The organism is Kitasatospora sp. NPDC048286 (genome assembly GCF_043201735.1).
In the GTDB taxonomy this organism is placed as follows: domain Bacteria; phylum Actinomycetota; class Actinomycetes; order Streptomycetales; family Streptomycetaceae; genus Kitasatospora.
In genome coordinates, this window is sequence record NZ_JBICZE010000005.1 from 552,515 (window position 1) to 576,567 (window position 24,053).

Consider the following 24,053-nt stretch of genomic DNA (forward strand, 5'->3'; position numbering starts at 1 on the left):
AGGGAGCCAGCCGTGACCGCTCCGGTCCCCGCCCCGGCGGACAACCCCACGCCCGTCAGCGCCGACAACGCCGCCCTGCGCGCGGACATCCGCCGCCTCGGCGACCTGCTCGGCGAGACGCTGGTCCGTCAGGAGGGCCCCCAGCTGCTGGGCCTGGTCGAACAGGTCCGCCTGCTGAGCCGCACCGACGGCGAGGCCACCGCCGAGCTCCTCTCCGACATCGACCTGGACACCGCCGCCAAGCTGGTCAGGGCGTTCTCCACCTACTTCCACCTCGCCAACGTCACCGAGCAGGTGCACCGCGGCCGCGAGTTCGCCACCCGCCGCGCCCGGCAGGGCTCGCTGCTCGCGCAGACCGCCGACCAGCTCGCCGAGGCCGACCCCAAGCACCTCCAGGACACCCTGGCCCACCTCGCGGTCCGCCCGGTCTTCACCGCCCACCCCACCGAGGCCGCCCGCCGCAGCGTCCTCAACAAGCTGCGCCGGATCGGCGAACTCCTCGACCGCATCCACCGCGACGAGGTCACCTCCGGCCTGGCCGCCGCCGACCAGGCCCGCACCAGCAGCGCCAAGCGCTCCGCCGACCGCCGCCTGGCCGAGGTCATCGACCTGCTCTGGCAGACCGACGAACTGCGCATCGCCCGCCCCGAGCCCACCGACGAGGCCCGCAACGCCGTCTACTACCTGGACGAGCTCTACCGCGAGGCCGTCCCCGAGGTCCTGGAGGAGCTGCACGAGGAGCTCGCCCGGGTCGGCCTGGGCCTGCCCGAGGGCGTACGGCCGCTCACCTTCGGCACCTGGATCGGCGGTGACCGCGACGGCAACCCCAACGTCACCCCGCAGGTCACCTGGGACGTCCTCAACCTCCAGCACGAGTACGGCATCAAGGACGCGCTCGCCGCGATCGACGACCTGCGCAACACCCTCTCCACCTCCGAGCGGCTGGCCGGCGCCTCGGTCGAGCTGCTCGCCTCGCTCAACACCGACCTGCACCTGCTCCCCGAACTCAGCCCGCGCTACAAGCGGATGAACGCCGAGGAGCCGTACCGCCTCAAGGCCACCTGCATCCGGCTCAAGCTGGAGAACACCCGCGAGCGGCTGGCCGGCGGCACCCCGCACGTCCCGGGCCGCGACTACCTCGGCACCCGCGAGCTGATCGCCGACCTGCGGCTGATCCAGGACTCGCTGCGCTCCCACCGCGGCGAACTGATCGCCGACGGCCGCCTCGCCCGCGCCATCCGCACCGTCGAGGCCTTCGGCCTCCAGCTCGCCACCATGGACGTGCGCGAGCACGCCGAGGCCCACCACCACGCCCTCGGCCAGCTCTTCGACCGACTCGGCGAGGAGGCCTGGCGCTACGCCGACATGCCCCGCGAGTACCGGCAGAAGCTGCTCGCCAAGGAACTCCGCTCGCGCCGCCCGCTCGCCCCCACCCCGGCCCCGCTGGACGAGGCCGGCACCAAGACCCTCGGCGTGTTCAACACCATCCGCGAGGGCTTCGATCGCTTCGGCGACGAGATCGTCGAGAGCTACATCATCTCCATGTGCCAGGGCGCCGACGACGTCTTCGCCGCGACCGTGCTGGCCCGCGAGGCCGGCCTGATCGACCTGCACGCCGGCCTCGCCAAGATCGGCATCGTGCCGCTGCTGGAGACCACCGACGAGCTCCAGCAGGCCGACCGCATCCTCGACGAGATGCTCTCCGACCCGTCCTACCGCCTGCTCGTCTCGCTGCGCGGCGACGTCCAGGAGGTCATGCTCGGCTACTCCGACTCCTCCAAGTTCGGCGGCATCACCACCTCCCAGTGGGAGATCCACCGCGCCCAGCGCCGGCTGCGCGACGTCGCCCACCGCTACGGCATCCGGCTGCGCCTGTTCCACGGCCGCGGCGGCACCGTCGGCCGCGGCGGCGGCCCCTCGCACGAGGCCATCCTGGCCCAGCCCTGGGGCACCCTGGAGGGCGAGATCAAGGTCACCGAGCAGGGCGAGGTCATCTCCGACAAGTACCTGCTCCCCTCGCTGGCCCGGGAGAACCTGGAGCTGACCCTCTCCGCCACCCTCGCGGCCTCCGCGCTGCACACCGCCCCGCGCCAGGCCCCCGAGGTACTGGCCCGCTGGGACGCCGCGATGGACCGGGTCTCGGACGCCGCCCACACCGCCTACCGCGCCCTGGTCGAGCAGGAGGACCTGCCGAAGTACTTCTTCGCCTCCACCCCGGTCGACCAGCTCGCCTCGCTGCACCTGGGCTCCCGCCCGTCCCGCCGCCCCGACTCCGGCGCCGGTCTGGACGGCCTGCGGGCCATCCCGTGGGTGTTCGGCTGGACCCAGTCCCGGCAGATCGTCCCCGGCTGGTACGGCGTCGGCTCCGGCCTCGCCGCCGCCCGCGCGGCCGGCCTCGGCGACGTGCTGACCGAGATGTACGGCGAGTGGCACTTCTTCCGCAACTTCCTGTCCAACGTCGCCATGACGCTGGCCAAGACCGACCTGCGGATCGCCCACCACTACGTCGAGCAGCTGGTGCCCGGCGAGCTGCACCACGTCTTCGACGAGATCAAGGCCGAGCACGCGCTCACCCTGCGCGAGGTGCTCCGGCTCACCGGCGAGAGCGAACTGCTGGAGCACAACCCGGTGTTGAAGCAGACCTTCGCCGTCCGCGACGCCTACCTCGACCCGATCTCCTACCTCCAGGTCGCGCTGCTGCGCCGCCAGCGCGAGGAGCTCTCGGCCGGGCGCCAGGACGACCCGCTGCGCGCCCGCGCGCTGCTGCTGACCGTCAACGGCATCGCCGCCGGCCTGCGCAACACCGGCTGACGGCCGGACCGCGAACGGCCGAGGGCCGGTGTCCCGTCCGGACACCGGCCCTCGGCCGTGAGGTTCCCGCTCCGCGAGGGCTTCCGGCGCCGCGTGGGGCCACGTGGGGCCGCGAGGCGCGTGTGGGGGCCGTGTGGGACGCCGGCCGAGGCCCTACTCCGCGCCCTCGCCCGCGCGCCTGCGCTTCAGCCACAGCGCCGCGCCGCCGGCCGCCACCACCAGGCCGCCGCCGACCGCCAGCAGCCCCGCGTCGGGGCCCATCGAATCGCCGAGCACCGGGCCGAACTGCGCCGCCGCCGGCTCCGGGGAGACCGCCGGGTCCGACTCGACGGCCGAATCCGCGTGCGCCAGCGCGCCGCCCGACAGCAGCACCCCGGCCACCCCCAGCGCACCGGCCGTACCGACCCGTCGCCCGAGCCGCTTCAGCTCGACCACCCGGCTCCGCCGCACCCGGCGGACCGGACGCAATCCCCGCATCGAGAACTCCCCAGGACTCGTTCGCGTACCGGACCGACGCTATCCGATGCCACACAGGGTTCTCACACGGATTCAGGTTTGGACGGGCAAGCGTTGTACGACCGTTGCGTATCGCGCAGGTGTTCTGACGGATCGTCAGTCGGAGTCAGGAGTTGTACGTACCCTGGGCCCGCTCCAGCCCCTCGGACAGCAGCGCCTCCACCGCGTCCGCCGAGCGGTCCACGAACCACTCCAGCTCCTTGCGCTCGGTCGAGGAGAAGTCCTTCAGCACGAAGTCCGCGACCTCCATCCGGCCCGGCGGGCGGCCGATCCCGCACCGCACCCGGTGGTAGTCCGGGCCCAGCGACTTGGTGATCGACTTCAGGCCGTTGTGGCCGTTGTCCCCGCCGCCCAGCTTCAGCCGCAGCGCCGCGTAGTCGATGTCCAGCTCGTCGTGGACCGCGATCAGCGCCGAGGCCGGCGCCTTGTAGAAGTCGCGCAGCGCCGTCACGGGCCCGCCGGAGAGGTTCATGAAGGACATCGGCTTGGCCAGCACCACCCGCTTGCCCGCCAGCCGCCCCTCGGCCACCTGCGCCCGGCTCTTGTGCGCCTTGAACTTGGCGCCCATCCGCTGCGCCAGCAGGTCCACCACCATGAAGCCGATGTTGTGCCGGTTCCGGGCGTACTGCTCCCCGGGGTTGCCCAGCCCCACCACCAGCCAGGGGCCCTCGTACTCGTCCGCCATGCCTTCTTCCTCCTTCGCGCTAGGCCCTGCCATCATCCCGGACACACCGCTGCCCCGGCCGCTCCAGCGGGAGCGACCGGGGCAGCGGTCTCAGCTAGTGACGCGAGGCTCAGGCCTCGGCGCCCTCGGCCTCGGCGGCCTCCTCCTCGACCGGGGCGGCCTGGGCGGCGATGACCTGCAGCACGACGGCGTCGGCCTCGACGGCCAGCGAGACGTTGGCCGGCAGGACGATGTCCTTGGCGTGGATGGAGGCGCCGGCCTCCAGGCCCTCGACGGAGACGGTGACCGACTCGGGCAGGTGGGTGGCCTCGGCCTCGATCGGCAGGGCCTGCAGGACGTGCTCCACCAGGTTGCCGCCCGGGGCCAGCTCGCCCTCGACGTGGACCGGGATCTCGACGGTGACCTTCTCGCCGCGCTTGACCAGCAGCAGGTCGACGTGCTCGATGGTGCGCTTGATGGCCTCGCGCTGGACGGCCTTCGGCAGGACGTACTCGTCCTTGCCCTCGATCGGGACGACCAGCAGGGCGTTCGGGGTCTTCAGGGCCATCATCAGGTCGTGGCCGGGCAGGTTCAGGTGAACCGGGGCGTGGCCGTGGCCGTAGACGACACCGGGGACGAAGCCGGCGCGACGGGCACGACGGGCGGCACCCTTGCCGAACTCGGAACGGGTCTCAGCGGCAATACGGATCTCGGACACGACTGCACTCCTCGTGGAAACTGGCGCGGGGGTGCAGGCAACGCGAAAAACCGCCGGGACCACACCCTCAGTACGTTCGGGGGTCACTCGGCGGCAACGGCCTGCCGGGCGGACGGGAGTCCGGCACCGGCAGCGCGTCGATCACGGAGCGGGCACCCGGCGAGCGGGCACACGGCATCCCTCGCCGAGCAGTTTCACGAGTCTAACCGCACCGGCGGCTTCCCGTGAAATCGGCGGCGGCCCCGGTCCGTCCGGACCGGGGCCGCCCGCACGGGACTTCGTCAGTGCACGCCCTCGAAGAGGCTGGTCACCGAGCCCTCCTCGAAGACCTCGCGGATCGCGGCGGCGATCGACGGGGCGATGGACAGCGTGGTGATCTTGTCCAGCTGGAGCGAGGCTGGGGTGGGCAGCGTGTTGGTGAACACGAACTCGCTCACCCGCGAGTTCTTCAGCCGGTCCGCGGCCGGGCCGGAGAGCACACCGTGGGTGGCCGCCACCACGACGTCCGCGGCACCGTTGTCGAACAGCGCGTCGGCCGCGGCGCAGATGGTGCCGGCGGTGTCGATCATGTCGTCGACGAGCACGCAGACCCGGTCCTGGACGTCACCGACGACGTCGGCCGACAGGATGGTGTTGGCCTGGGTGATGTCGCGGCGCTTGTGGATGATCGCCAGCGGGGCGTCCAGCCGGTCGCACCACTGGTCGGCGACCTTCACGCGGCCGGCGTCCGGCGAGACGACGGTCAGCTTGGAGCGGTCGACCTTCTCGCCGATGTAGTCGGCCAGCAGCGGCAGCGCGAACAGGTGGTCCACCGGGCCGTCGAAGAAGCCCTGGATCTGCGCGGTGTGCAGGTCCACGGCCATCAGGCGGTCGGCACCGGCCTGGCGCAGCAGGTCGGCGATCAGACGGGCCGAGATGGGCTCGCGGCCGAGGTGCTTCTTGTCCTGGCGGGCGTAGCCGTAGAACGGCAGGATCGCCGTGATGCTCTTGGCGGAGGCCCGCTTCAGAGCATCGATCATGATCAGCTGCTCCATGATCCACTGGTTGATGGGAGCCGTGTGGCTCTGCATCACGAAGCAGTCCGCGCCACGCGCGGAGTCCAGGAAGCGGACGTAGATCTCGCCGTTGGCGAAGTCCAGGGCCTTGGTGGGGACCAGTTCGGTCCCGAGCGCCGCGGCCACCTCCTTCGCCAGCTCCGGGTGGGCACGGCCGGAGAAGAGCTTCAGCTTCTTCTCACCCGACGTCGTGATCCCGCTCACTGCACCGTCTCCTCGCGTTGCGGACGCTGAACCCTGACCCGGCAGCGGGCAGGCGGGGCCCGCTCGCGGCACGGGTAGGGGAAATGTCGGTACGCCTGGACACGGGCGGTAAGCCCAGTGGCGCACGTATGTCCCCAAGGTTACGCGCCCGCGCAGAAACCGTCCGCCCCGGGACTACCGGCCGCCCCGGGGCGCCGCCCGCTCAGGCCTGCTCGGCCCCGTCCGCCGCCGCCTGCGCGGCCTGCGCGGATGCCGTCCCGGGGCGCTTGCGCTCGACCCAGCCGTCGATGTTGCGCTGGGTGGCCCGGCTCACACCGAGCGCCCCGGCCGGGACGTCTCCGGTGATCACGGAGCCGGCCGCGGTGTAGGCACCGTCACCGATGGTGACCGGGGCGATGAACATGTTGTCCGAACCGGTCCGGCAGTGCGCGCCGATGACCGTGCGGTGCTTGTTCACGCCGTCGTAGTTCACGGTGACCGAGGCCGCGCCGACGTTGGTGCCCTCGCCGATCGTGGCGTCGCCGATGTAGGACAGGTGCGGCACCTTGGCACCCTCGCCCAGCTCGGAGTTCTTCACCTCGACGTAGGTGCCGACCTTCGCCTTGCGGGCCAGCTTGGCACCCGGACGCAGGTAGGCGTACGGACCGGCGGTGGCCAGCTCGCCCACCTCGGCGCGGTCGGCCGTGGTGTTGCTCACCCGGGCGCCGGCGCCGACCAGGGTGTCCTTGAGGGTGGAGTTCGGGCCCACCTCGCAGCCCTCGCCCAGGTGCGTGGCGCCCTGGAGCTGGGTGTTCGGCAGCACCACGGCGTCCGGCTCGTACGTGACCTGCACGTCGAACCAGGTGGTCGCCGGGTCCACCACGGTGACGCCCTCGCGCATCGCCCGCTCCAGCAGGCGGTCGTTCAGCAGCCGGCGGGCGTGCGCCAGCTGGACCCGGTCGTTGATGCCCAGAATGTCCCGGTGGTCCTCGGCCACCACGGCGCCGACCCGGTGGCCCGCCTTGCGCAGGATCTCCAGGGTGTCGGTCAGGTACTCCTCGCCCTGCGAGTTGTCCGTGGTGAGCTCGCCCAGCGCCGTGGTGAGCAGCTTGGCGTCGAAGGCGAAGACACCGGAGTTGATCTCGGTGATCGCGCGCTGGACGGCGCTGGCGTCCCGCTCCTCGACGATCGCGGCGACGGTGCCGTCCTCGTCCCGCAGGATGCGGCCGTAGCCGAAGGGCTCCGGGACGACGGCGGTCAGCACGGTGACGCCGTTCTGCTGGGCGGCGTGCGCGTCGGCCAGCCGGCGCAGGGTCTCCCCGGTCAGCAGCGGCGAGTCGCCGGCGGTGATGATCACCGTGCCGTCCAGCGCCACGCCGTCGGCGGACAGCGACTCCAGCGCCGTGCGCACCGCGTGCCCGGTGCCGTTCTGCTCCTCCTGCACCGCGGTGCGGGTGGCCGGGTAGTGCTCCGTCAGGTGCGCCACGACCTGCTCGCGCTGGTGCCCGACCACCACGACCAGCTGGCCCGGGGTCAGCTCCCGGGCCGCCGAGACCGCGTGACCCACCAGCGAGCGCCCGCACACCTCGTGCAGCACCTTGGGCAGCTTGTTCGACTTCATCCGGGTCCCGCCACCGGCGGCGAGCACGACAACGGCGGCAAGCGAATTGGCACCCATGCGGGGAGGCTCCTCGGTAGGTTCACAGAGAGGGCAGAGCAGGCCCGGCCCGGACCCAGGCCGGTCGCCATTCGCACAGTCCGCCGAGCAGCACCGACAATACCGGCGCGGGGGAAAACGCCCGAACCCGAGGCGCGCAGAGGCTCCGCCGCTAGGATTCGAACCCAGACAAAGGCCTCCAAAGGGCCCTGTGCTGCCATTACACCACGGCGGACAGTCGTGTCAGACCCTACCCGAGAGGGCCCTGCCGTGGGTATCGAACTGCACCGATCCACGGCCCCGATTCGGCGTCCGGCGGCCGAACCCGCCGGACCCGCGGTTCATCCATCCAGTCGGGTGAATTCACTCAAGTGCCGCGCGGCGGAGTGTTCCCCTGGACACGGAGCGCAACCTACGATGCCGTAGGTTACGCCAACGTAGCTCCGCTTCTCTCCCGTTCCGGGACGCCGCAAAGGGACGCCCATGACCATTCAGGCAGGCGAGGCGCGCGCGGGGAACGCCGCGTCCCGCACTCCGTCGCCCGACTCCGACCCGGCCGACGTCATCGAGTCCGCCGACATCGTCGCGACCGCCGCGACCGCCGGCCCCGACGCCGCGGCCACCCGGCTGTCCGCCACCCGCGGCGGGGAGAAGCAGGGCCTGGCCGAGCGGATCGCGCTCTCCCTGTTCATCCTGGTGCCGTTCGCCGCCCTGGTGGCCGCCGTCCCGGTGGCCTGGGGCTGGGGGCTGGGCTGGACGGACCTCGCGATCACCGTCGGCATGTACTACCTCACCTGCCACGGCATCACCATCGGCTACCACCGCTACTTCACCCACGGCGCGTTCAAGGCCCGCCGCCCGATGCGCCTGGCGCTGGCGATCGCCGGGAGCCTCGCCGTCGAGGGCCCGCTGGTGCGCTGGGTGGCCGACCACCGCAAGCACCACCGGTTCAGCGACAAGGACGGCGACCCCCACTCGCCGTGGCGCTACGGGGAGAGCGTCCCGGCGCTGATGAAGGGCCTGTGGTGGGCCCACATGGGCTGGATGTTCGACGAGGAGCAGACCTCGCAGCTCAAGTACGCCCCCGACCTGGTGCGCGACCCGGCCATAAGGCGGATCTCCCGGCTGTTCTGGCTCTGGACCACCATCTCGCTGCTGCTGCCCGCGCTGGTCGGCGGCCTGGTGAGCCTGTCCTGGGAGGGGGCGCTGTCGGCCTTCTTCTGGGGTTCGCTGGTCCGGGTGGCACTGCTGCACCACGTCACCTGGTCGATCAACTCGATCTGCCACGCCGTCGGCCGGCGCCCGTTCCGCTCCCGGGACCGCTCCGGCAACGTCTGGTGGCTCGCCCTGCTCTCCTGCGGCGAGTCCTGGCACAACCTGCACCACGCCGACCCGACCGCGGCCCGGCACGGGGTGCTGCGCGGGCAGATCGACTCCTCGGCCCGGCTGATCCGCTGGTTCGAGCTGGCCGGCTGGGTCCGGGACGTCCGCTGGCCGGACGCGCAGCGGATCGCCGCCCGCCGCGCCGCATGAGGCGTCGCTTCCAGCATGATGTAGGGGTGAACGGGAGCAGCGCAGACAGCACAGGCGGTCACCACAGCACGCGGACGGACGCGGCGCCCGCCTCGGCGCCGGCCCGTCCGCGGCCCGCTGCACCGGCGGCCGGCCCCGGCGAGGGCGGCTCCGCCCCGGCCCCGCGCCGCCGGGGCGGCCGGGTCCGGATGACCGGCAAGCAGCGGCGCGAGCAGCTGCTGGAGATCGGCCGGACGGTCTTCGCGGAGCGCGGCTACGACGGCACCTCGGTGGAGGAGATCGCCGAGCGCGCCGGGGTGTCGAAGCCCGTGGTGTACGAGCACTTCGGCGGCAAGGAGGGGCTCTACGCGGTGGTCGTCGACCGCGAGATGCAGCTGCTGCTGGACATGGTGACCGGGGCCCTGACCGGCGGGCACTCGCGCGAGCTGCTGGAGCAGGCCGCCTTCGCGCTGATGGACTACATCGACACCTCGACGGACGGCTTCCGGATCCTGGTCCGGGACTCCCCGGTGGCCCAGTCGACCGGCACCTTCGCCTCGCTGATCAGCGACATCGCCACCCAGGTCGAGGACATCCTGGGCCTGGAGTTCAAGTCCCGCGGCTTCGACGCCCGACTGGCCCCGATGTACTCGCAGATGCTGGTCGGGATGGTCGCGCTGACCGGGCAGTGGTGGCTGGAGGTCCGCAAGCCGGACAAGGCGACGGTGGCGGCGCACCTGGTGAACCTCGCCTGGCACGGGCTGGAGGGCCTGGAGCGGCACCCGAAGCTGGTCGGCGAGCGCAAGGGCTGACCGGCCGGGGCCGTCACGGGCCACCCCGTTCGGCCCAACCGGCCCGGCCCGTCCGGCTCAACCGGGCCGACGTCCGGCTCGACCCGCTCGGCCCGTCCGACTCAGTCCGGCTGCCTGGTCCCCACCGCGAAGATCCGCCGGAACGGGAACACCGTCCCGTGCGCCCCGGCCGGGTAGGCCTCGCGCAGCAGCCGCCCGTACTCGGCGAGGAAGGCGGCGCGGTCGGCCGGGTCGGTGAGCCGGGTGAGGACCGGGCGCAGCGCGGTGCCCTTGACCCACTCCAGGACCGGGTCCGCCCCCGGCAGCAGGGTCAGGTAGGTGGTCTCCCAGACGTCCGGGAGGCAGCCGGCGGCGACCAGGGCGTCGAGATAGCGCTCGGGCCGGTGGACGCCGACCCGGACGGCCTCCTCGCCGAGCGCGTCCCGCCAGCGGGCGCTGCGGCGCAGGTCGGCGAGCAGGGTGTGACTGGGGGCGTCGAAGTTGCCGGGCACCTGGAAGGCGAGCACCCCGCCGGGTTCGAGGGCGTCCGCCCAGCGCGGCAGCAGCGCCAGGTGCCCGTCCACCCACTGGAGGGTGGCGTTGGAGACGATCAGGTCCGGCCGGGCCGGGGCCGGGTCGTAGTCGCGGGCGTCGGCGAGCAGGTACTCGGCGCCGGGCTCGCCGTCGGTGCGGGCGGCGGCCAGCATCGGGGCGGAGTTGTCGACGCCGGTGAGGCGGGCGTGCGGCCAGCGCTCGCGCAGGACGGCGGTGGAGTTGCCCGGGCCGCAGCCGATGTCCAGGATCGCCTCGGCACCGGGGTGCGGGAGGGCGGGGACGCGGGCGAGCAGGTCGCGCAGTGGGCGGGTGCGTTCGTCGGCGAAGCGCAGGTACTGCTCCGGGTCCCAGACGGGGTCGGTCATGGTTCACCTCGCAGGTATCTCGATATCAAGATATCTCGGGTAGCCTCGCCGGCACATTTCTCGATGTCAAGAGACTTCACATCGACACATCCACCGATACACTGATCGTCATGGAGGACGAGGTCGACAGGCTGGTCGCAGCGTGGCGCCGGGAGCGCCCCGACCTCGACGTGGAGCCGCTGGAGGTGCTCAGCCGGGTCAGCCGGCTCGCCCGGCACCTGGACCGCGCCCGCCGCGCCGCCTTCGCCGAGCACGGCCTGGAGCCCTGGGAGTTCGACGTCCTGACCGCCCTGCGGCGGGCCGGCTCCCCGTACCAGCTCTCCCCCGGCCAGCTGCTCACCCAGACCCTGGTCACCTCGGGCACCATGACCAACCGGATCGACCGGCTCACCGGCAAGGGCCTGGTCAAGCGCCTGCCCGACCCGGACGACCGGCGCGGCGTGCTGGTCCGGCTCACCGACGACGGCCGCGACCGCGCCGACCAGGCGCTCGCCGGGCTGCTCGCGCACGAACGCGAACTGCTCGCCCAGCTCAGCTCCGGCCAGCAGACCGAACTCGCCGCGCTGCTGCGGGTGCTGGTCGCCCCGTTCGACAACATCCCGGGCTGACGGCGGCTCCCGGGCTCCCCTGCCGCCGCGGTTCCCGACTCAGGGCCGGTTCGACACCGCCCAGGGCCGGTTCGACACGGCTCAGGGCCGGTCGACGCTGCCGACCACCGAGGGCGGCGGGAGCGCGGCCGGCTCGGCGGGACTGACCCCGGCCCGGCGGGCGACCGCGACGGCCGCCAGCGTGGAGTGCACCCCGAGCTTGCCCAGCACGTTCTGCATGTGCGTCCGGACGGTGTGCGGCGACAGGTAGAGCCGCTCCGCCACGGCCTGCCGGCCGAGGCCCGCGACCATGCAGCGCAGGATCTGCTTCTCCCGCGGGGTCAGGGTGTCCACCAGCCGCTCGCTCTCGGTGCGGTCCCGCCGGGCGGTGGTGAGTTCGCGGATCACCCCGGTGAGCAGCGCGGGCGGCAGGTGCGTCTCGTCCCGCAGCACACCCCGGACCACCGCGAGCAGCCGGGCCAGCGAACTCTCCTTGGCCACCCAGCCGGTGGCGCCCGCGTGCAGGGCGCGGGCGGCGCGGTGCGGGTCGTCGGCGGCGGCCAGCACGACGGCGCGCAGCCCGGGGTGGGCACGGCGGAGCCGGGCCAGCAGGGTGATGCCGTCGGGCGTCGGGGCCGCGGGTCTCAGCTGGTCGCCCCGCAGCGGGTCCACCACCGGACGGGCGCCGGACAGCTGCCCGCCCGACAGCGTGACGGGCGCCCCCGGCGGTACGGCCGGCCGGCGCGGCTGCGGTACGGGAGGGGCGGCGCGGCCGCGCCGGGCCTCGTCGCCGTGCTCCGCGCCCGGCCGCCGACGGGCGAGTGCTCCGCCGGCTCCGGGCACCCCCGGTCCGCCGGACTGCCCGACCGCCCCGGGCCCGCCGGGTAACCCGGCCGTACCGGGCCCACCGCCCGTGCTTCCCGTGCCACCCGCCTCGACTCCGAGGTCGGCGTCGATCAGTGCCACGTCGTAGGCGCGGCCCTCGCCGGCCGCACGCTCCAAGGCCCGCTCGGCGGCGGCGGCACTGCCGGCCGCCCCCACCTCCACGTCCGGCTCGGCGGCCAGCGCCGCGGCCAGTGCCTCGGCGAAGATCCGGTGGTCGTCGACCACCAGGACGCGAATCCGCGCCATCGTCCCTCCCCCTGCTCAGACCGCCCGAGCCCGGGGCGGGACCGGCCCGGCATCCGCGTTCCGGACCCGCCGTTCCGCCCGCCCACCGGTGGCCGGTGAGACCGAATGGGCGCCGGCCCCCACCGGTACCGCACTCAGCGTACGGGGCGGGAAACGCGCTCGTGGCGATTCGGTGAAGTTTCGTCAGAAGGTGCGCGGGCGGCCGGACTTGGGGCATCCGACCGCCCCCGCGGGGCGCCGCGCCCGGACGTTTCCTGGCGCCGCGCCCCACCGGTGGTCGGGCCGGGATCTCCCCCGACCGGCCCCTCCCCGGCGCTTGTCGCCCGGTGGCCGTTCTTCTGTTGCTCAGTGGCCGTTCTTCGCCAGGGTGAACTTCCAGGCGTCGGCGACGATCTCGTCCAGGTTCGGGCGGCGCGGGGTCCAGCCGAGCGTCTCGTGGGCGCGGGCGGCCGAGGCCACCAGCACCGCCGGGTCGCCGGCCCGCCGGCCCTCGACCCGCACCGGGATCTCCCGGCCGGTGACGCGCTTCACCGACTCGATCACCTCGCGCACCGAGAAGCCGCTGCCGTTGCCCAGGTTGCAGATCAGGTGCTCGCCCGGCTCGGCCGTGTCCAGCGCCAGCAGGTGCGCCTCGGCCAGGTCGGCGACGTGGATGTAGTCGCGGATGCAGGTGCCGTCCGGGGTCGGGTAGTCGTCGCCGTACACCGCGATGTGCGGGCGCTGCCCCAGCGCGGCCTGGAAGACCAGCGGGATCAGGTGCGACTCGGGGTCGTGCCGCTCACCGTAAGCACCGTACGCACCGGCCACGTTGAAGTAGCGCAGCGAGACGGCGGCCAGACCGTGCGCGACGGCCTCACTGGTGATCAGGTGGTCCACGGCGAGCTTGGTGGCGCCGTAGGTGTTGGTCGGCGCGGTGCGGGCGGTCTCGGCGATCGGCACGACCTCCGGCTCGCCGTAGGTGGCGGCGGTGGACGAGAACACCAGCTTGCGCACGCCCGCCACGCGCATCGAGCTGATCAGCTCCAGCGAGCCGGCCACGTTGTTGCGCCAGTACTTCTCCGGGTCCGCGACCGACTCACCGACCTGCGAGGAGGCGGCGAAGTGCAGCACGCCGTCGAAGGAGCCGTCCAGCACCTTGCCGGCCTCCTGGATCCGGCCCTCGACGAACTCGGCACCGTCCGGGACGCCCTCGCGGAAACCGGTGGAGAGGTCGTCCAGGACGGTCACCTGGTGCCCCGCCTCCAGCAGGTGGGCGGCGACCACACTGCCGACGTAGCCGGCGCCACCCGTGACCAGGTACTTACTCATGTTGCGACCTCCAGCGAACGACGGTCCGCCCGTCGGGCGGAAGCCATCGACGGAATGCGTACGACTGGGGTCATTCTCCCAATCCCCCCGGGGTGCTCCGCACCACACGGACGACTGATTCCAGCCTTCTCACCGAGCCGTCAACCACCGGTTCACCGGATCGTCGGCCACCGGTTCACCGAGCCGTCAGCCGCCGGCCATCCGCTCCAGCAGACCGGTGCGCGCCGCGACCGCGGCCGCCTCCAGCCGGGTCCGCGCGCCGAGCTTCATCAGCACCCGCTGGACGTGGGTCCGGGCGGTGCTGGCGGCGATCCGCATCCCGGCGGCGATCGCCGCGGTGTCCTCGCCGTCCGCGATCCGGGCCAGCACCTGCACCTCACGGCGGGTCAGCAGCCGCAGCAGCCGCACGGCCTCGTCGTCCGGCTCCGTCGCCGGGCGCAGCAGTTGGTCGAAGGCCCCGCGCAGGATGTCCACCGCGACCGCGGCCTCACCCGCGCGCGCCCGCCCGATGGCCCGCTCGACCACCTCGATCCGCTCGTCACTGGGCACGTACCCGGCCGCTCCGGCCGCGAACGCCGCCGCCACCCCGCGCAGTTCGCCCACCGGACCGAGCACGATCACGGCCACCTCGGGGCGTTCGCGACGAATCCGGCGCAGCCCGTCGAAGGCGCCCGGCTCCCCCGGCGCGGCCACCCCCAGCAGGCACACCTCCGGCCGCCGCCCGACCACCAGATCGGCGGCGACGCCCGCCGGGGAACCGACCGCGAGCACCCGGTGACCGCGCAGTTGAAGTGCGGTGGCCAGCGCCTCGGCCAGCAGCCGGTGGTCGTCCACCACCACGAGTCGAACACCCATGACGCCCTCCAGGTCGGGGTCCGGCTCGCGCCCGCACCCCTCGGGCGGGCGGCCGATGACGCACCATCACAGCGCATTCCGTACCCGACCCGCTAGGCCGTGGCGTGTCGACGGTGCGGAACCGGCCGGGAAACGCGAAAGACCCCCGCCATGAGGCGAGGGTCTTTCAGTGGAGCCCCCATGCGGAATCGAACCGCAGACCTTCTCCTTACCATGGAGACGCTCTACCGACTGAGCTATAGGGGCTTGCTCGCTTGCCGGTGTTTCTCCCGGCCGCTCGAACAAGGAAGACATTACACGGCTCCGGGCCCCGAAGGGAAATCGGCCTCCGCTCCGCCCTGACCGGGCGGCCGGGGGCGACTCGGCCCTCGCCGTGCGCCGGACTCAGCCCTCGCCGTGCGCCGGACTCAGCCCTCGCCGTGCGTCGCGTCGAACTCCTCGCGGGCCGCCAGCATCCGCCCGGCGCGACGCTCCGTCCACCGGCCGACCGGCTCCAGCAGCTCGGCCAGCTCGCGGCCGAGCGGCAGCAGGTCGTAGACCACCCGCGGCGGCGTCTCCGGGAAGACCGTACGGAGCACCAGCCCGTTGCGCTCCAGGTTGCGCAGGGACTGGGTGAGCATCTTGCGGCTGACCCCGCCGATCCCGCGCTGGAGCTCGGAGAAGCGCTGCGGACCGGAGAGGTGCAGGCTCGTCAGGATCAGCATCGACCACTTGTCGGCCAGCTCGGCGAACACCTCGCGACTGGGGCAGAGCCGCGCGAACCGGTCGTACTCCTGCCCACCCTGGGCGTCGCGCCCGTCCTGCGCGTCGGGCCCGTCCTGCGCGCCATGCCCGTCCGCTTCCGCGGGCCGTCCGCTCCGGGTCCGCGCCGCTCGCTCCGTCGTCATGCGTCCAGGGTAGCCCGGCCGGTCTCCATTCCACCCTTGGTAACCAATAGAGACTTGGTCTACATTGGAGACCGAACGGGTCGGGGTCGCTGCCACCGCGCCGCGCCCCTTCCCGTCCCCACGCCCGCCCGCGCCCATCCCCTCTCTTCTTCCCTGGAGTGCCGCATGACCGCCGTCCGTCCGACCGTCGCCCTCGCCTACCACTCCGGCTACGGCCACACCGCCGTGATCGCCGAGGCCGTCGCCCGTGGCGCCGCCGCCGCGGGTGCCCAGGTCGTCACGATCGCCGTCGACACCATCACCGAGGAGCAGTGGGCCCAGCTGGACGGCGCCGACGCGATCGTCTTCGGCTCCCCCACCTACATGGGCACCGCCTCCGGCGCCTTCCACACCTTCGCCGAGGCCACCAGCAAGCGCTGGTTCACCGACGCCTGGAAGGACAAGCTCGCGGCCGGCTTCACCAACTCCGGCTCCAAGAGCGGCGACAAGGCCGGCACCCTCGGCTTCTTCCAGACCCTCGCCGCCCAGCACGGCATGAACTGGGTCAACCTCGGCCTCAAGCCCGGCTGGAACTCCACCGCCGACTCCGAGAACGACCTCAACCGGCTCGGCTTCTTCAACGGCGCCGCCGCCTCGTCCCCGGTCGACGCCGGCCCGGAAGGCGTCCACAAGGCCGACATCGCCACCGCCGAGCACCTGGGCGAGCGCGTCGCCCGGCACACCGCCGTCGTGCTGGCCGGCCGCGCTGCCCTGGCCGGCTGAGCCCCCGCGCCGCTACGCCGCCGGGTCCGTCCCCCACCGGGGCGCCCGGCGGCGTCCGCCGTCCACCGGACCGTCGACCGGCCCCTCCGTCGCACCGTCCGCCGCACCGCCCACCGAGCCGCCCACCGAGCCGAGCTCCGCGCCGGTGTTCTCCGGCAGCATCCACAGACACCCCAGCGCCAGCACCCCCAACACCGCCAGGTACCAGCCCACCGGCTGCGCCGTCCCGTACGCCCCGGTCAGCCGGGTGGCCACCAACGGCGTCGTCGCCCCGCCGACCACCCCGCCCAGGTTGTACGTCAGCGCCGCGCCCGTGTAGCGCACCCGGGTCGGGAACAACTCCGGCAGGAACGCCGCCAACGGCCCGAACATGCCGCCCAGCACCACCATCGACCCCGCCAACGCGACGAACATCAACGGCCGGCTCACCGTCTCCAGCAGCGGGAACAGCACCAGCGCCCAGACCGCGGCCAGGCACGTCGCCCAGAACAGCGTCCGCCGCCGCCCCCACCGGTCACTGCGCGAGGCGCTCAGCCACACCGTCGCCGCCATGCCCACCGCGCCGACCAGCAGCATCGACAGCACCAGCGTGCTCGCCACCCCGAGCCCGCCGGTCGCGTACGCCAGCGCGTACGTCGTGGTCAGGTAGAACAGCGCGTACCCCACGGTGATCGCCCCGCCGCCCGCCAACACCGGACGCCAGTGCCCCCGCAGCACCTCCAGCACCGGCAGCCGCTCCCGGCGGCCCTCCGTCCGGAACAGCGGCGACTCCTCGACCCGCAGTCGGACGAACAACCCCACCGCGACCATGACGAACGAGGCCAGGAACGGCACCCGCCAACCCCACGCACGGAACGCCCCCTCGTCCAGGCCGAGTTGCAGCGCCAGGAACACCCCGTTCGCCAGCACGAACCCGATCGTCGGCCCCAGCTGCAGGAACCCCCCGTACCGCCCCCGCCGCCCGGCCGGGGCGTTCTCCGCGATCAGCAGCGCCGCCCCGCCCCACTCCCCGCCCAACCCGACGCCCTGACACACCCGCAGCACCACCAGCACCGCCGGCGCCCACCACCCCCACACCCCGAACCCCGGCAGCAACCCCACCCCGGCCGTCGCCAGCCCCATCAGCAGCAGCGACACCACCAGCGTCGCCCTCCGCCCCACCCGGTCCCCGAAGTGCCCGAACACCACCGCCCCCACCGGCCGGGCCAGGAACGCCACCGCGTACACCGAGAACGCCGCCAACAGCGCCCCCACCGCGCCCAGTCCGGGAAAGAACACCGGCCCGAACACCAACGCGGCCGCCGTCCCGTAAATGAAGAAGTCGTAGAACTCGATCGCCGTCCCGATCAGCGCCGCAGCCGCCGCCCGCCGCACCTGCCCGACCCGCCAAGCACCCTCCGCATCCATACCGCCAACCCTCGCCACCCCCACCCCACCCCCACCAGCCTCCACCCGAGTGACCCCGGCGCACACCCCCACCCCTCACGCCCCACGAACGCGCGCGAGGGCGCCAGGATGAACCCGACGCCCTCGCGCATGTGTCCGACCCCGAACGCGGCTACCTCGCGTACGGGTTGTCCTCCGGCGGCACCGGCGGCCGGTACGACGGCGGAGGCGGCGGCACCGCCCCCATCGGCTGCTGCGGCGGCACCGGCGGCATCTGGACCACCTCGGGCCGCCCAGCCGGCGTCCGCCTGCGCCGCACCACCGCGACTACCACCCCGGCCACCACCACCAGGCCGGCAACCACACCCGCCACGATCGGCACCGTGCTGCTCGAACCCGAGGATTCCTCCGCCTTCGGCGCACCGACGGCCACCTCGGTCGGCGTGTCGGCCGGGACCGGGACCGCCGATGCGGGAGCGGACGCACTGGCCGACGGCGACGCGGCAGTCGAAGGTGCGACCGTCGCCGTCGGAATAGGTGAAACATCCGCCGGACCAGGGTCGCCCGGATCAGTCAACGCAACCCTGGGGCGGATCACGCCGTAGCCGATCAGCTCGTTGCGCGTGGACCCGTCATTCGGCTTACCGGCCGTATTGATGAGCACTCGCAGGACCTGGTTCGCAGTCCAGTCCTTGTGGGCGGACCAGACAAGAGCAGCAGAGGCGGAAACCAGAGCTGAAGAGTCCGAAGTGCCATGGCTCTTGCAGTAACCCGTAGATGAAGTGCAGGCCCCGATGACATCCACACCCGGCGCGGCAAGAGCGACCTGCGGCCCCCGCTCGGACTCGGCCGTGACGGTTGCGTTTCGATCAACCGCCCCTACACCCACAACGCCGGGAAGAGCCCCTGGGTACTCGACCGGATTCCCCTTCTCGGCTTCGTTCCCGACACTCGAAAAGATGAGAACGCCCTTTTCCCTGGCGGTCGCGATGACCCGGTTCAGCTTGGCCACATCCTCCGGCTGGGGCATCACCGCATTCATGCCCTGCGAAATATTGATGACCTTCGCACCTTGGTCGACCGCGTAGGTGATCGCCTCTCCGATCTGCCCGAGGAAGTCAGCGGAGATCAACGTCCCAACAGACCCGTTGTTGATTTTCAGCGGAAGGATCTTGACGCCCGGAGCCAGGCCCTGGGCACCGGTGCCCCCGTTCCCCTTGCCCGTCCCGGCAATCAGACTGGCGATGCCCGTTCCGTGGCCGTCTCCGAATGAACCCACGCCGCCGGGGCTCCCGCTGAAGTCCTTACCCGGCAGGAACTGCCCGTCCACGTCCGGATGATCCAGCTTGAACCCGCCGTCGATCACAGCGACGGTGATGCCCTGCCCCTTGGTGACCTTCCACATCTCCGGGGCGTGCATGGCCTCCAGATGCCACTGCTGCTGCCGGATCGTGTCCTCGGCAACCGCGGGTGCTGCAACCGGGCCGACCACGATCCCCGCCGCCAGAAGTGCCGCAGCAGCAACCCGCCAACGCGCTCGCGCGTTCGTCCACCCCATCACAACTCCTCGTCAATCTCTCCGTCGACCGGGAAACGCGCCCCGAACAAGCCTGCCCGGCCACCGGGAAGGCCCAGTGGCCGGGCAGTCGTTGCCGTCCGCTGACGATAGATCACCTCACGTACGGGTTCTCCTCCGGCGGCACCGGCGGCTGGTACGACGGCGGAGACGGCGGCACCTGGACGACCTCAGGCTGCCCGGCCGGCCTCCGCCGGCGCCGCACCACCACAAACACCACCCCCGCCACCACCAACAGCCCGGCAACCACACCCGCCACGATCGGCAGCGTGCTGCTCGAACCCGAGGACTCCTCAGCCCTCGGCTGCACCGACGGCGCCCCAACAGCAACATCGGTCGGCGTGTCAGCCGGGCTCGGTGCCGACGACGCGGGAGCGGACGCACTCGCCGTAGGCGTCGGGGCCGCCGACGGCGTAACCGCATCACTCGGAACCGGCGAAACATCCGCCGGGCCCGGATCCCCCGGCTCAGTCAATGCGATGCGCGGCCGGACAACGCCATAACCAATGATGTTGTTACGGCTGGACCCGTCATTCGGCTTCCCCGCCGCATTGATGAGGACCCGTAGGACCTGATTCGCAGTCCAGTCCTTGTGCACGGACCAGATCAATGCGGCCGAGGCCGAAGCAAGAGCCGAGGAGTCCGATGTGCCATGGCCCTTGCAGTATCCGGTGCTGCCAGTACACGCCTCGACGATGTCCGCACCTGGCGCAGAGAGAATGACCTGCAGCCCCTGCTGCGACTCCGAGGTCACGGTGGCGTTGCGATCGATCGCACCCACCCCCACCACATTCGGCAGGCCGCTCGGATACTCGAGGAGATTTCCCGACTGGTAGGAGTTCCCCACGCTGGAGAAAACCAGCACGCCCTTCGCCCGCGCCCAGGCCAGCGTCTTGCTCAACTTGTCCACATCAGTGGGGGATGCGGTGACAGCAGAGATTCCCTGCGAGATGTTGATGACTTTGGCGCCCTGCTCGACCGCATAGGTGACAGCCTGACCGATCTGCCCCAGAAAGTCCGACGAAACCACGGTTCCCACGGACCCATTGTTGATCTTCAGTGGAAGAACCTTGGCGGCAGGAGCAAGGCCATACGCCCCCGTGCCACCACTGGCCTTGCCGGATCCTGCGATGAGGCTGGCCATGGCCGTACCGTGACCGTCACTGTACGAGCCCACACCACCAGGGCTCTCACTGAAATCCTTGCCGGGGAGAAGCTGCCCCACCAGATCCGGATGGTCCAGCTTGAACCCGCCGTCGACCACGGCGACGGTCATGTTCTCCCCCTTGGAGATCTTCCACATCTCCTGGGCGTGCATGGAATCCAGGTGCCACTGATTCTCTCGAATCGATCCGTCCGCAGCCGCAGGCCCGGCGACCGGGCCAACCACCACTCCAGCCGCGACGAGTGCTGAGGCAAGCATCCGCCAGCGCGCCCGTGCGTTCGTCCGCCCCATCACAGCTCCTCGTCGATGTCCCCAGCAGCAAGACCAGTGCCCCGAACAAGCCTGCCCGGCCACTGGGAAGGCCCAGTGGCCGGGCAGCTGTCGCCATCCGCTGACGATCGATCATCGCGCGTACGGGTTGTCCTCCGGCGGCACCGGCGGCCGGTACGACGGCGGAGGCGGCGGCACCGCCCCCATCGACTGCTGCGGCAGCACCGGCGGCACCTGGACCACCTCAGGCTGCCCGGCCGACTTCCGCCTGCGCCGCACCACCGCGAACACCACCCCGGCCACCACCAACAGGCCGGCAACCACACCGGCCACGATCGGCAGCGTGCTGCTCGAACCCGAGGGCTCCTCCGCCTTCGGCGCACCGACGGCCACCTCGGTCGGCGTGTCGGCCGGGACCGGGACCGCCGATGTGGGAGCGGACGCACTGGCCGACGGCACCGGAGCCGCCGACGGCGTAGCCGCGTCAGTCGGCAGCGGCGACACGTTCGCGGGGCCCGGGTCCCCCGGATCCGTCACCGCGATACGCGGTCGCACTGCACCGTAGCCAACGATGTCATTGCGGCTGGAGCCGTCATTCGGCTTCCCCGCTGTATTGATGAGGACCCGCAGGACCTGATTCGCCGTCCAGCCCGGGTGCAACGACCACACCAGAGCCGCCGACGCGGAAACCACGGCGGCCGCATCCGACGTGCCATGGCCCTTGCAATAACCGGTCGCGCTTGAGCAGGCCGCGATCATGTCCATACCAGGGGCGACGAAGACGACCTGCGGCCCGCGCTCGGACTCGGCAGTGACCGTGCCGTTCCGGTCCGAAGCCCCTACACCGACCACGTTGGGCAGGGCTCCCGGATATTCGACAACGTTCCCCTGATCACCGGAGTTTCCGACACTGGAGACCACGAGCGATCCCTTGCTCCGAGCCCACGCCAAGATCTTGTTCAGCTTCTCCACATCGGCCGGGGAGGTCGTGACAGCAGCCGTTCCCTGCGAGATGTTGATGACCTTGGCACCCTGCTCGACCGCATACGTCACCGCCTGGCCGATCTGGTCCAGAAAGTCAGCCGAAACCACCGCGTGCTCGGATCCGTTGGCAATCTTCAACGGAAGAATCCTGGCGCCGGGGGCGAGGCCGTAGGCTCCCTTGCCACCATTCGATTGACCGGTTCCGGCAATGAGGCCGGCCATCTGCGTGCCGTGGCTCTCCGCATAGGAACCCACCCCGCCCGGGCTTCCACTGAAGTCCTTACCGGACAGGAACTGCCCGGCCAGATCCGGGTGGTCCAGCTTGAAGCCGCTGTCGATCACGGCAACGGTGACGTTCTCCCCTTTGGAGACCTTCCACATCTCCGGGGCGTGCATGGCATCCAGGTGCCACTGATCGGCACGAATCGAGCCGTCCGCAACCGCGGGTGCTGCGACCGGGCCGACCACGATTCCCGCCGCCAGAAGTGCCGCAGCAGCAGCCCGCCAACGCGCTCGCGCGTTCGTCCGCCCCATCACAACTCCTCGTCAATCTCTCCGTCGACCGGGAAGCGCGCCCCGAACAAACCTGCCCGGCCACCGGGGAGGCCCAGTGGCCGGGCAGTCGTTGCCGTCCTACTCAACCACGTCCGGGTTGCTGTGCGGCGTACCGCTCGTCCAGGTTTCCTCGTCCTCGTGCAGGTAGTCGGCCCGCTTGCGGCGGTCGCGCTCGTTCCGGCCTCCGTGGCCCGCCATTCCGGGCGCCATCATGCCGTTCTGCCTGGACGGAGCACCGCCTTCGGCAGCGCCCGCCGCGCGGTTGCGCAGGCCGGTACCGCCCGGAGTGAACTCCCCGCCGGTCGTCGGCCCCTTACGGCCGCCGACCGTGCCGCCGGTGGTCGAGGACAGGCCCCGGGCGCGCGAGCCGCCGCCGGCGCCGACGGCGCCACCGTGGGCTCCGCCCATACCGGGGTGCATGCCGCCGCCCATGCCGGTCGCCCCACCGACCCGGCCACCGCCGGCCCCCGCCTCACGGGCGCCGAAGACCGTTCCGCTGGGCAGCCCCGGGTTGCCGCCCTTCGCCTGCCCCGGGCCGCCGCCGAACTGGGTCGTACGCGCCGGGATCTGGCCGCCGCCCTTGTTGGGGACGAAGCCGCTGCCGCCACCCTTGGCCGGGATGGAACCGCCGCCCGTTCCGGTGGGGAAGCCCGGGACCGGGCCGCCGGGGACACCGGGCCCGTTGTTCGAACCTCCCGGCCCGTTCGGGTAGCCGGGAAGGGTGGTCGGTCCGTCCGTGGGCAGGTGGCCGCCGCCGGTGCCGTACGGGCCGGTCTGGGTGGGAAGGGTCGGCGAGGGGGGCAGGCTGTTGAGGTCGGTGCCCGGGCGGTTCACCGGGTCCGACGGGTGGTACGGCGGGATCGAGGTCCCCGGGTCCTGCGGCGCGGGCGGCACCTGGCCGCCGCCACCGTGCGGCGGGGGCGGGGTGTTGCCCGGGTTCGACGGGCCGGGGCCTCCGGAGCCGGGGTCCCGGGGCAGGACCTTTCCGCCGCCGTAGGTTTCACCGCCGCCCGGGTTGGACCCGCCGCCGACACTGCCGCCGCCCGTACGAGGTTTGCGGACGTAGCCGCCGGCACCACCGGTACCCCCGGAACCGCCGCCATCGGGGTAGGCCGACTCGTCGCCCCGGCTCTTCGAACCAGGCGTCCCGGGCAGCACCACATCCGAAGGAATCCCGTTCAGCGTCGTCGTCGCCGCGCTGTACGCCTGCGCCAACTTCTCCATCTGGAGAACGGCTTCCTGGTGCTCCTTGTCGACCTTCGCCTTGGCCGCCGCATACTCCGCCGAGCTCACCCAGTTGTAGGGCGGGACCGACTTCATGTACTCGTCGGGAGTCTGACCGATCACGTACAGCGGAACCTTGACCGACTTCGGCTGCTTGTTGTACGTATCGACCGTCTGGAGCTCCGTCTTCGGAGGCTCCGGCACGGCGACCTTGGCGGTGCTGAGCGCCTCACCGGCCTGATGCATCGCGTCGCCCGCGGTCGTGGCGTGGTCACCGATGATCTGCGCCGACTGCTGCAGGTTGTTCACCCAAGCCTTGAAGCTCTCGGCAGCCGGGCCTTCCCAGGTGACGTTGCCGACGTGCGACTTCAGCGCCGTACTCAGTTCCTTCAGCACCCGGCCGGCCGACTGCAGTTGGGTACCGCGGCTGAGGACCGTCGCCGGATCCGTGGTGGCGACCATCTTCCGCAGGTGGGCGTGCTCCATGCCTTCGAAGTTCGTGCTGCCTGACACTACTTGCTCCCCGTCTCCCCGTA

20 protein-coding genes and 2 tRNA genes are annotated in these 24,053 nt (G+C 72.0%); 5 read left to right on the plus strand and 17 right to left on the minus strand.

Going from position 1 to position 24,053, the window contains the following annotated elements; all coding sequences use genetic code 11:
• Positions 1–12 precede the first annotated feature (12 nt).
• A complete protein-coding gene (ppc, locus tag ACGF13_RS14980; protein ID WP_392873948.1) occupies positions 13–2,811 on the plus strand; it encodes a phosphoenolpyruvate carboxylase in 2,799 nt (932 codons plus the stop codon).
• A 153-nt stretch (positions 2,812–2,964) separates the two neighbouring features.
• Here the strand turns inward: ppc and ACGF13_RS14985 are convergent, their stop codons facing one another.
• The 6 genes from ACGF13_RS14985 to ACGF13_RS15010 form a co-directional block, all read right to left on the minus strand.
• On the minus strand, positions 2,965–3,288 hold the full coding sequence (locus ACGF13_RS14985) for a hypothetical protein (RefSeq protein WP_392873950.1): 324 nt from the start codon (positions 3,286–3,288) through the stop codon (positions 2,965–2,967).
• Positions 3,289–3,433: 145 nt separating this feature from the next.
• Entirely contained in the window at positions 3,434–4,012 is a 579-nt protein-coding gene (gene pth / locus ACGF13_RS14990; RefSeq protein ID WP_316526589.1) for an aminoacyl-tRNA hydrolase, read from the minus strand.
• 109 nt (positions 4,013–4,121) lie between these two features.
• Positions 4,122–4,709, minus strand: coding sequence for a 50S ribosomal protein L25/general stress protein Ctc (locus ACGF13_RS14995; RefSeq protein ID WP_392873953.1), 588 nt, complete (start codon positions 4,707–4,709; stop codon positions 4,122–4,124).
• 281 nt (positions 4,710–4,990) lie between these two features.
• Positions 4,991–5,968: a ribose-phosphate diphosphokinase gene (locus ACGF13_RS15000; RefSeq protein ID WP_392873956.1), complete on the minus strand. Its 978-nt coding sequence runs from the start codon at positions 5,966–5,968 to the stop codon at positions 4,991–4,993.
• 202 nt (positions 5,969–6,170) lie between these two features.
• A complete protein-coding gene (glmU, locus tag ACGF13_RS15005; protein WP_392873959.1) occupies positions 6,171–7,625 on the minus strand; it encodes a bifunctional UDP-N-acetylglucosamine diphosphorylase/glucosamine-1-phosphate N-acetyltransferase GlmU in 1,455 nt (484 codons plus the stop codon).
• Between the two features lie 143 nt (positions 7,626–7,768).
• A tRNA-Gln gene (locus ACGF13_RS15010) sits at positions 7,769–7,839 on the minus strand.
• Between the two features lie 248 nt (positions 7,840–8,087).
• Between ACGF13_RS15010 and ACGF13_RS15015 the strand changes: the two genes are divergently transcribed.
• Together ACGF13_RS15015 and ACGF13_RS15020 are read left to right on the plus strand one after the other, a co-directional pair.
• A complete protein-coding gene (locus ACGF13_RS15015; protein ID WP_392873962.1) occupies positions 8,088–9,137 on the plus strand; it encodes an acyl-CoA desaturase in 1,050 nt (349 codons plus the stop codon).
• Positions 9,138–9,325: 188 nt separating this feature from the next.
• Positions 9,326–9,928, plus strand: coding sequence for a TetR/AcrR family transcriptional regulator (locus tag ACGF13_RS15020; protein ID WP_224285115.1), 603 nt, complete (start codon positions 9,326–9,328; stop codon positions 9,926–9,928).
• Between the two features lie 101 nt (positions 9,929–10,029).
• Here the strand turns inward: ACGF13_RS15020 and ACGF13_RS15025 are convergent, their stop codons facing one another.
• A complete protein-coding gene (locus tag ACGF13_RS15025) occupies positions 10,030–10,827 on the minus strand; it encodes a methyltransferase domain-containing protein (RefSeq protein ID WP_392873966.1) in 798 nt (265 codons plus the stop codon).
• A 110-nt stretch (positions 10,828–10,937) separates the two neighbouring features.
• On the opposite strand from ACGF13_RS15025, the gene ACGF13_RS15030 reads away from it, so the two are divergent.
• On the plus strand, positions 10,938–11,435 hold the full coding sequence (locus tag ACGF13_RS15030; RefSeq protein WP_392873969.1) for a MarR family winged helix-turn-helix transcriptional regulator: 498 nt from the start codon (positions 10,938–10,940) through the stop codon (positions 11,433–11,435).
• Positions 11,436–11,516: 81 nt separating this feature from the next.
• On the opposite strand, the gene ACGF13_RS15035 is transcribed toward ACGF13_RS15030, so the two are convergent.
• The 5 genes from ACGF13_RS15035 to ACGF13_RS15055 form a co-directional block, all read right to left on the minus strand.
• Entirely contained in the window at positions 11,517–12,545 is a 1,029-nt protein-coding gene (locus tag ACGF13_RS15035; RefSeq protein WP_392873972.1) for a LuxR C-terminal-related transcriptional regulator, read from the minus strand.
• 345 nt (positions 12,546–12,890) lie between these two features.
• Complete coding sequence (gene galE, locus ACGF13_RS15040) at positions 12,891–13,853, minus strand: UDP-glucose 4-epimerase GalE (RefSeq protein WP_392873974.1); 963 nt, start codon at positions 13,851–13,853, stop codon at positions 12,891–12,893.
• A 186-nt stretch (positions 13,854–14,039) separates the two neighbouring features.
• Positions 14,040–14,708: a LuxR C-terminal-related transcriptional regulator gene (locus ACGF13_RS15045; protein WP_392873977.1), complete on the minus strand. Its 669-nt coding sequence runs from the start codon at positions 14,706–14,708 to the stop codon at positions 14,040–14,042.
• A 170-nt stretch (positions 14,709–14,878) separates the two neighbouring features.
• Positions 14,879–14,954 (minus strand) — tRNA-Thr (locus ACGF13_RS15050).
• 161 nt (positions 14,955–15,115) lie between these two features.
• Complete coding sequence (locus tag ACGF13_RS15055; RefSeq protein WP_392873980.1) at positions 15,116–15,595, minus strand: winged helix-turn-helix transcriptional regulator; 480 nt, start codon at positions 15,593–15,595, stop codon at positions 15,116–15,118.
• A gap of 165 nt (positions 15,596–15,760) precedes the next feature.
• On the opposite strand from ACGF13_RS15055, the gene ACGF13_RS15060 reads away from it, so the two are divergent.
• Positions 15,761–16,357: a flavodoxin family protein gene (locus ACGF13_RS15060; RefSeq protein ID WP_392873983.1), complete on the plus strand. Its 597-nt coding sequence runs from the start codon at positions 15,761–15,763 to the stop codon at positions 16,355–16,357.
• 12 nt (positions 16,358–16,369) lie between these two features.
• Here ACGF13_RS15060 and ACGF13_RS15065 read toward each other — a convergent pair whose 3' ends face one another.
• The 5 genes from ACGF13_RS15065 to ACGF13_RS15085 form a co-directional block, all read right to left on the minus strand.
• Entirely contained in the window at positions 16,370–17,764 is a 1,395-nt protein-coding gene (locus ACGF13_RS15065; protein WP_392873986.1) for an MFS transporter, read from the minus strand.
• Between the two features lie 151 nt (positions 17,765–17,915).
• Positions 17,916–19,301 (minus strand): S8 family serine peptidase, encoded by a 1,386-nt coding sequence (locus ACGF13_RS15070; protein WP_392873989.1) that lies wholly within the window; start codon positions 19,299–19,301, stop codon positions 17,916–17,918.
• A 112-nt stretch (positions 19,302–19,413) separates the two neighbouring features.
• Entirely contained in the window at positions 19,414–20,775 is a 1,362-nt protein-coding gene (locus ACGF13_RS15075; RefSeq protein WP_392873991.1) for a S8 family serine peptidase, read from the minus strand.
• A gap of 111 nt (positions 20,776–20,886) precedes the next feature.
• Complete coding sequence (mycP, locus tag ACGF13_RS15080) at positions 20,887–22,272, minus strand: type VII secretion-associated serine protease mycosin (RefSeq protein WP_392873994.1); 1,386 nt, start codon at positions 22,270–22,272, stop codon at positions 20,887–20,889.
• 99 nt (positions 22,273–22,371) lie between these two features.
• Positions 22,372–24,030: a WXG100 family type VII secretion target gene (locus ACGF13_RS15085; RefSeq protein ID WP_392873997.1), complete on the minus strand. Its 1,659-nt coding sequence runs from the start codon at positions 24,028–24,030 to the stop codon at positions 22,372–22,374.
• Positions 24,031–24,053: the final 23 nt, after the last annotated feature.

Coding starts and splice junctions, on each gene's coding strand:
- galE (WP_392873974.1), bottom strand. CDS start 13,853: ATGAGTAAGTACCTGGTCACGGGTGGCGCCGGCTACGTCGGCAGTGTG.
- glmU (WP_392873959.1), bottom strand. CDS start 7,625: ATGGGTGCCAATTCGCTTGCCGCCGTTGTCGTGCTCGCCGCCGGTGGC.
- ACGF13_RS15020 (WP_224285115.1), top strand. CDS start 9,326: ATGACCGGCAAGCAGCGGCGCGAGCAGCTGCTGGAGATCGGCCGGACG.
- ACGF13_RS15070 (WP_392873989.1), bottom strand. CDS start 19,301: ATGGGGTGGACGAACGCGCGAGCGCGTTGGCGGGTTGCTGCTGCGGCA.
- ACGF13_RS15045 (WP_392873977.1), bottom strand. CDS start 14,708: ATGGGTGTTCGACTCGTGGTGGTGGACGACCACCGGCTGCTGGCCGAG.
- mycP (WP_392873994.1), bottom strand. CDS start 22,272: ATGGGGCGGACGAACGCGCGAGCGCGTTGGCGGGCTGCTGCTGCGGCA.
- ACGF13_RS14985 (WP_392873950.1), bottom strand. CDS start 3,288: ATGCGGGGATTGCGTCCGGTCCGCCGGGTGCGGCGGAGCCGGGTGGTC.
- ACGF13_RS15025 (WP_392873966.1), bottom strand. CDS start 10,827: ATGACCGACCCCGTCTGGGACCCGGAGCAGTACCTGCGCTTCGCCGAC.
- ACGF13_RS15055 (WP_392873980.1), bottom strand. CDS start 15,595: ATGACGACGGAGCGAGCGGCGCGGACCCGGAGCGGACGGCCCGCGGAA.
- ACGF13_RS15065 (WP_392873986.1), bottom strand. CDS start 17,764: ATGGATGCGGAGGGTGCTTGGCGGGTCGGGCAGGTGCGGCGGGCGGCG.
- ACGF13_RS15035 (WP_392873972.1), bottom strand. CDS start 12,545: ATGGCGCGGATTCGCGTCCTGGTGGTCGACGACCACCGGATCTTCGCC.
- ACGF13_RS15060 (WP_392873983.1), top strand. CDS start 15,761: ATGACCGCCGTCCGTCCGACCGTCGCCCTCGCCTACCACTCCGGCTAC.
- ACGF13_RS15015 (WP_392873962.1), top strand. CDS start 8,088: ATGACCATTCAGGCAGGCGAGGCGCGCGCGGGGAACGCCGCGTCCCGC.
- pth (WP_316526589.1), bottom strand. CDS start 4,012: ATGGCGGACGAGTACGAGGGCCCCTGGCTGGTGGTGGGGCTGGGCAAC.
- ACGF13_RS15030 (WP_392873969.1), top strand. CDS start 10,938: ATGGAGGACGAGGTCGACAGGCTGGTCGCAGCGTGGCGCCGGGAGCGC.
- ACGF13_RS15075 (WP_392873991.1), bottom strand. CDS start 20,775: ATGGGGCGGACGAACGCACGGGCGCGCTGGCGGATGCTTGCCTCAGCA.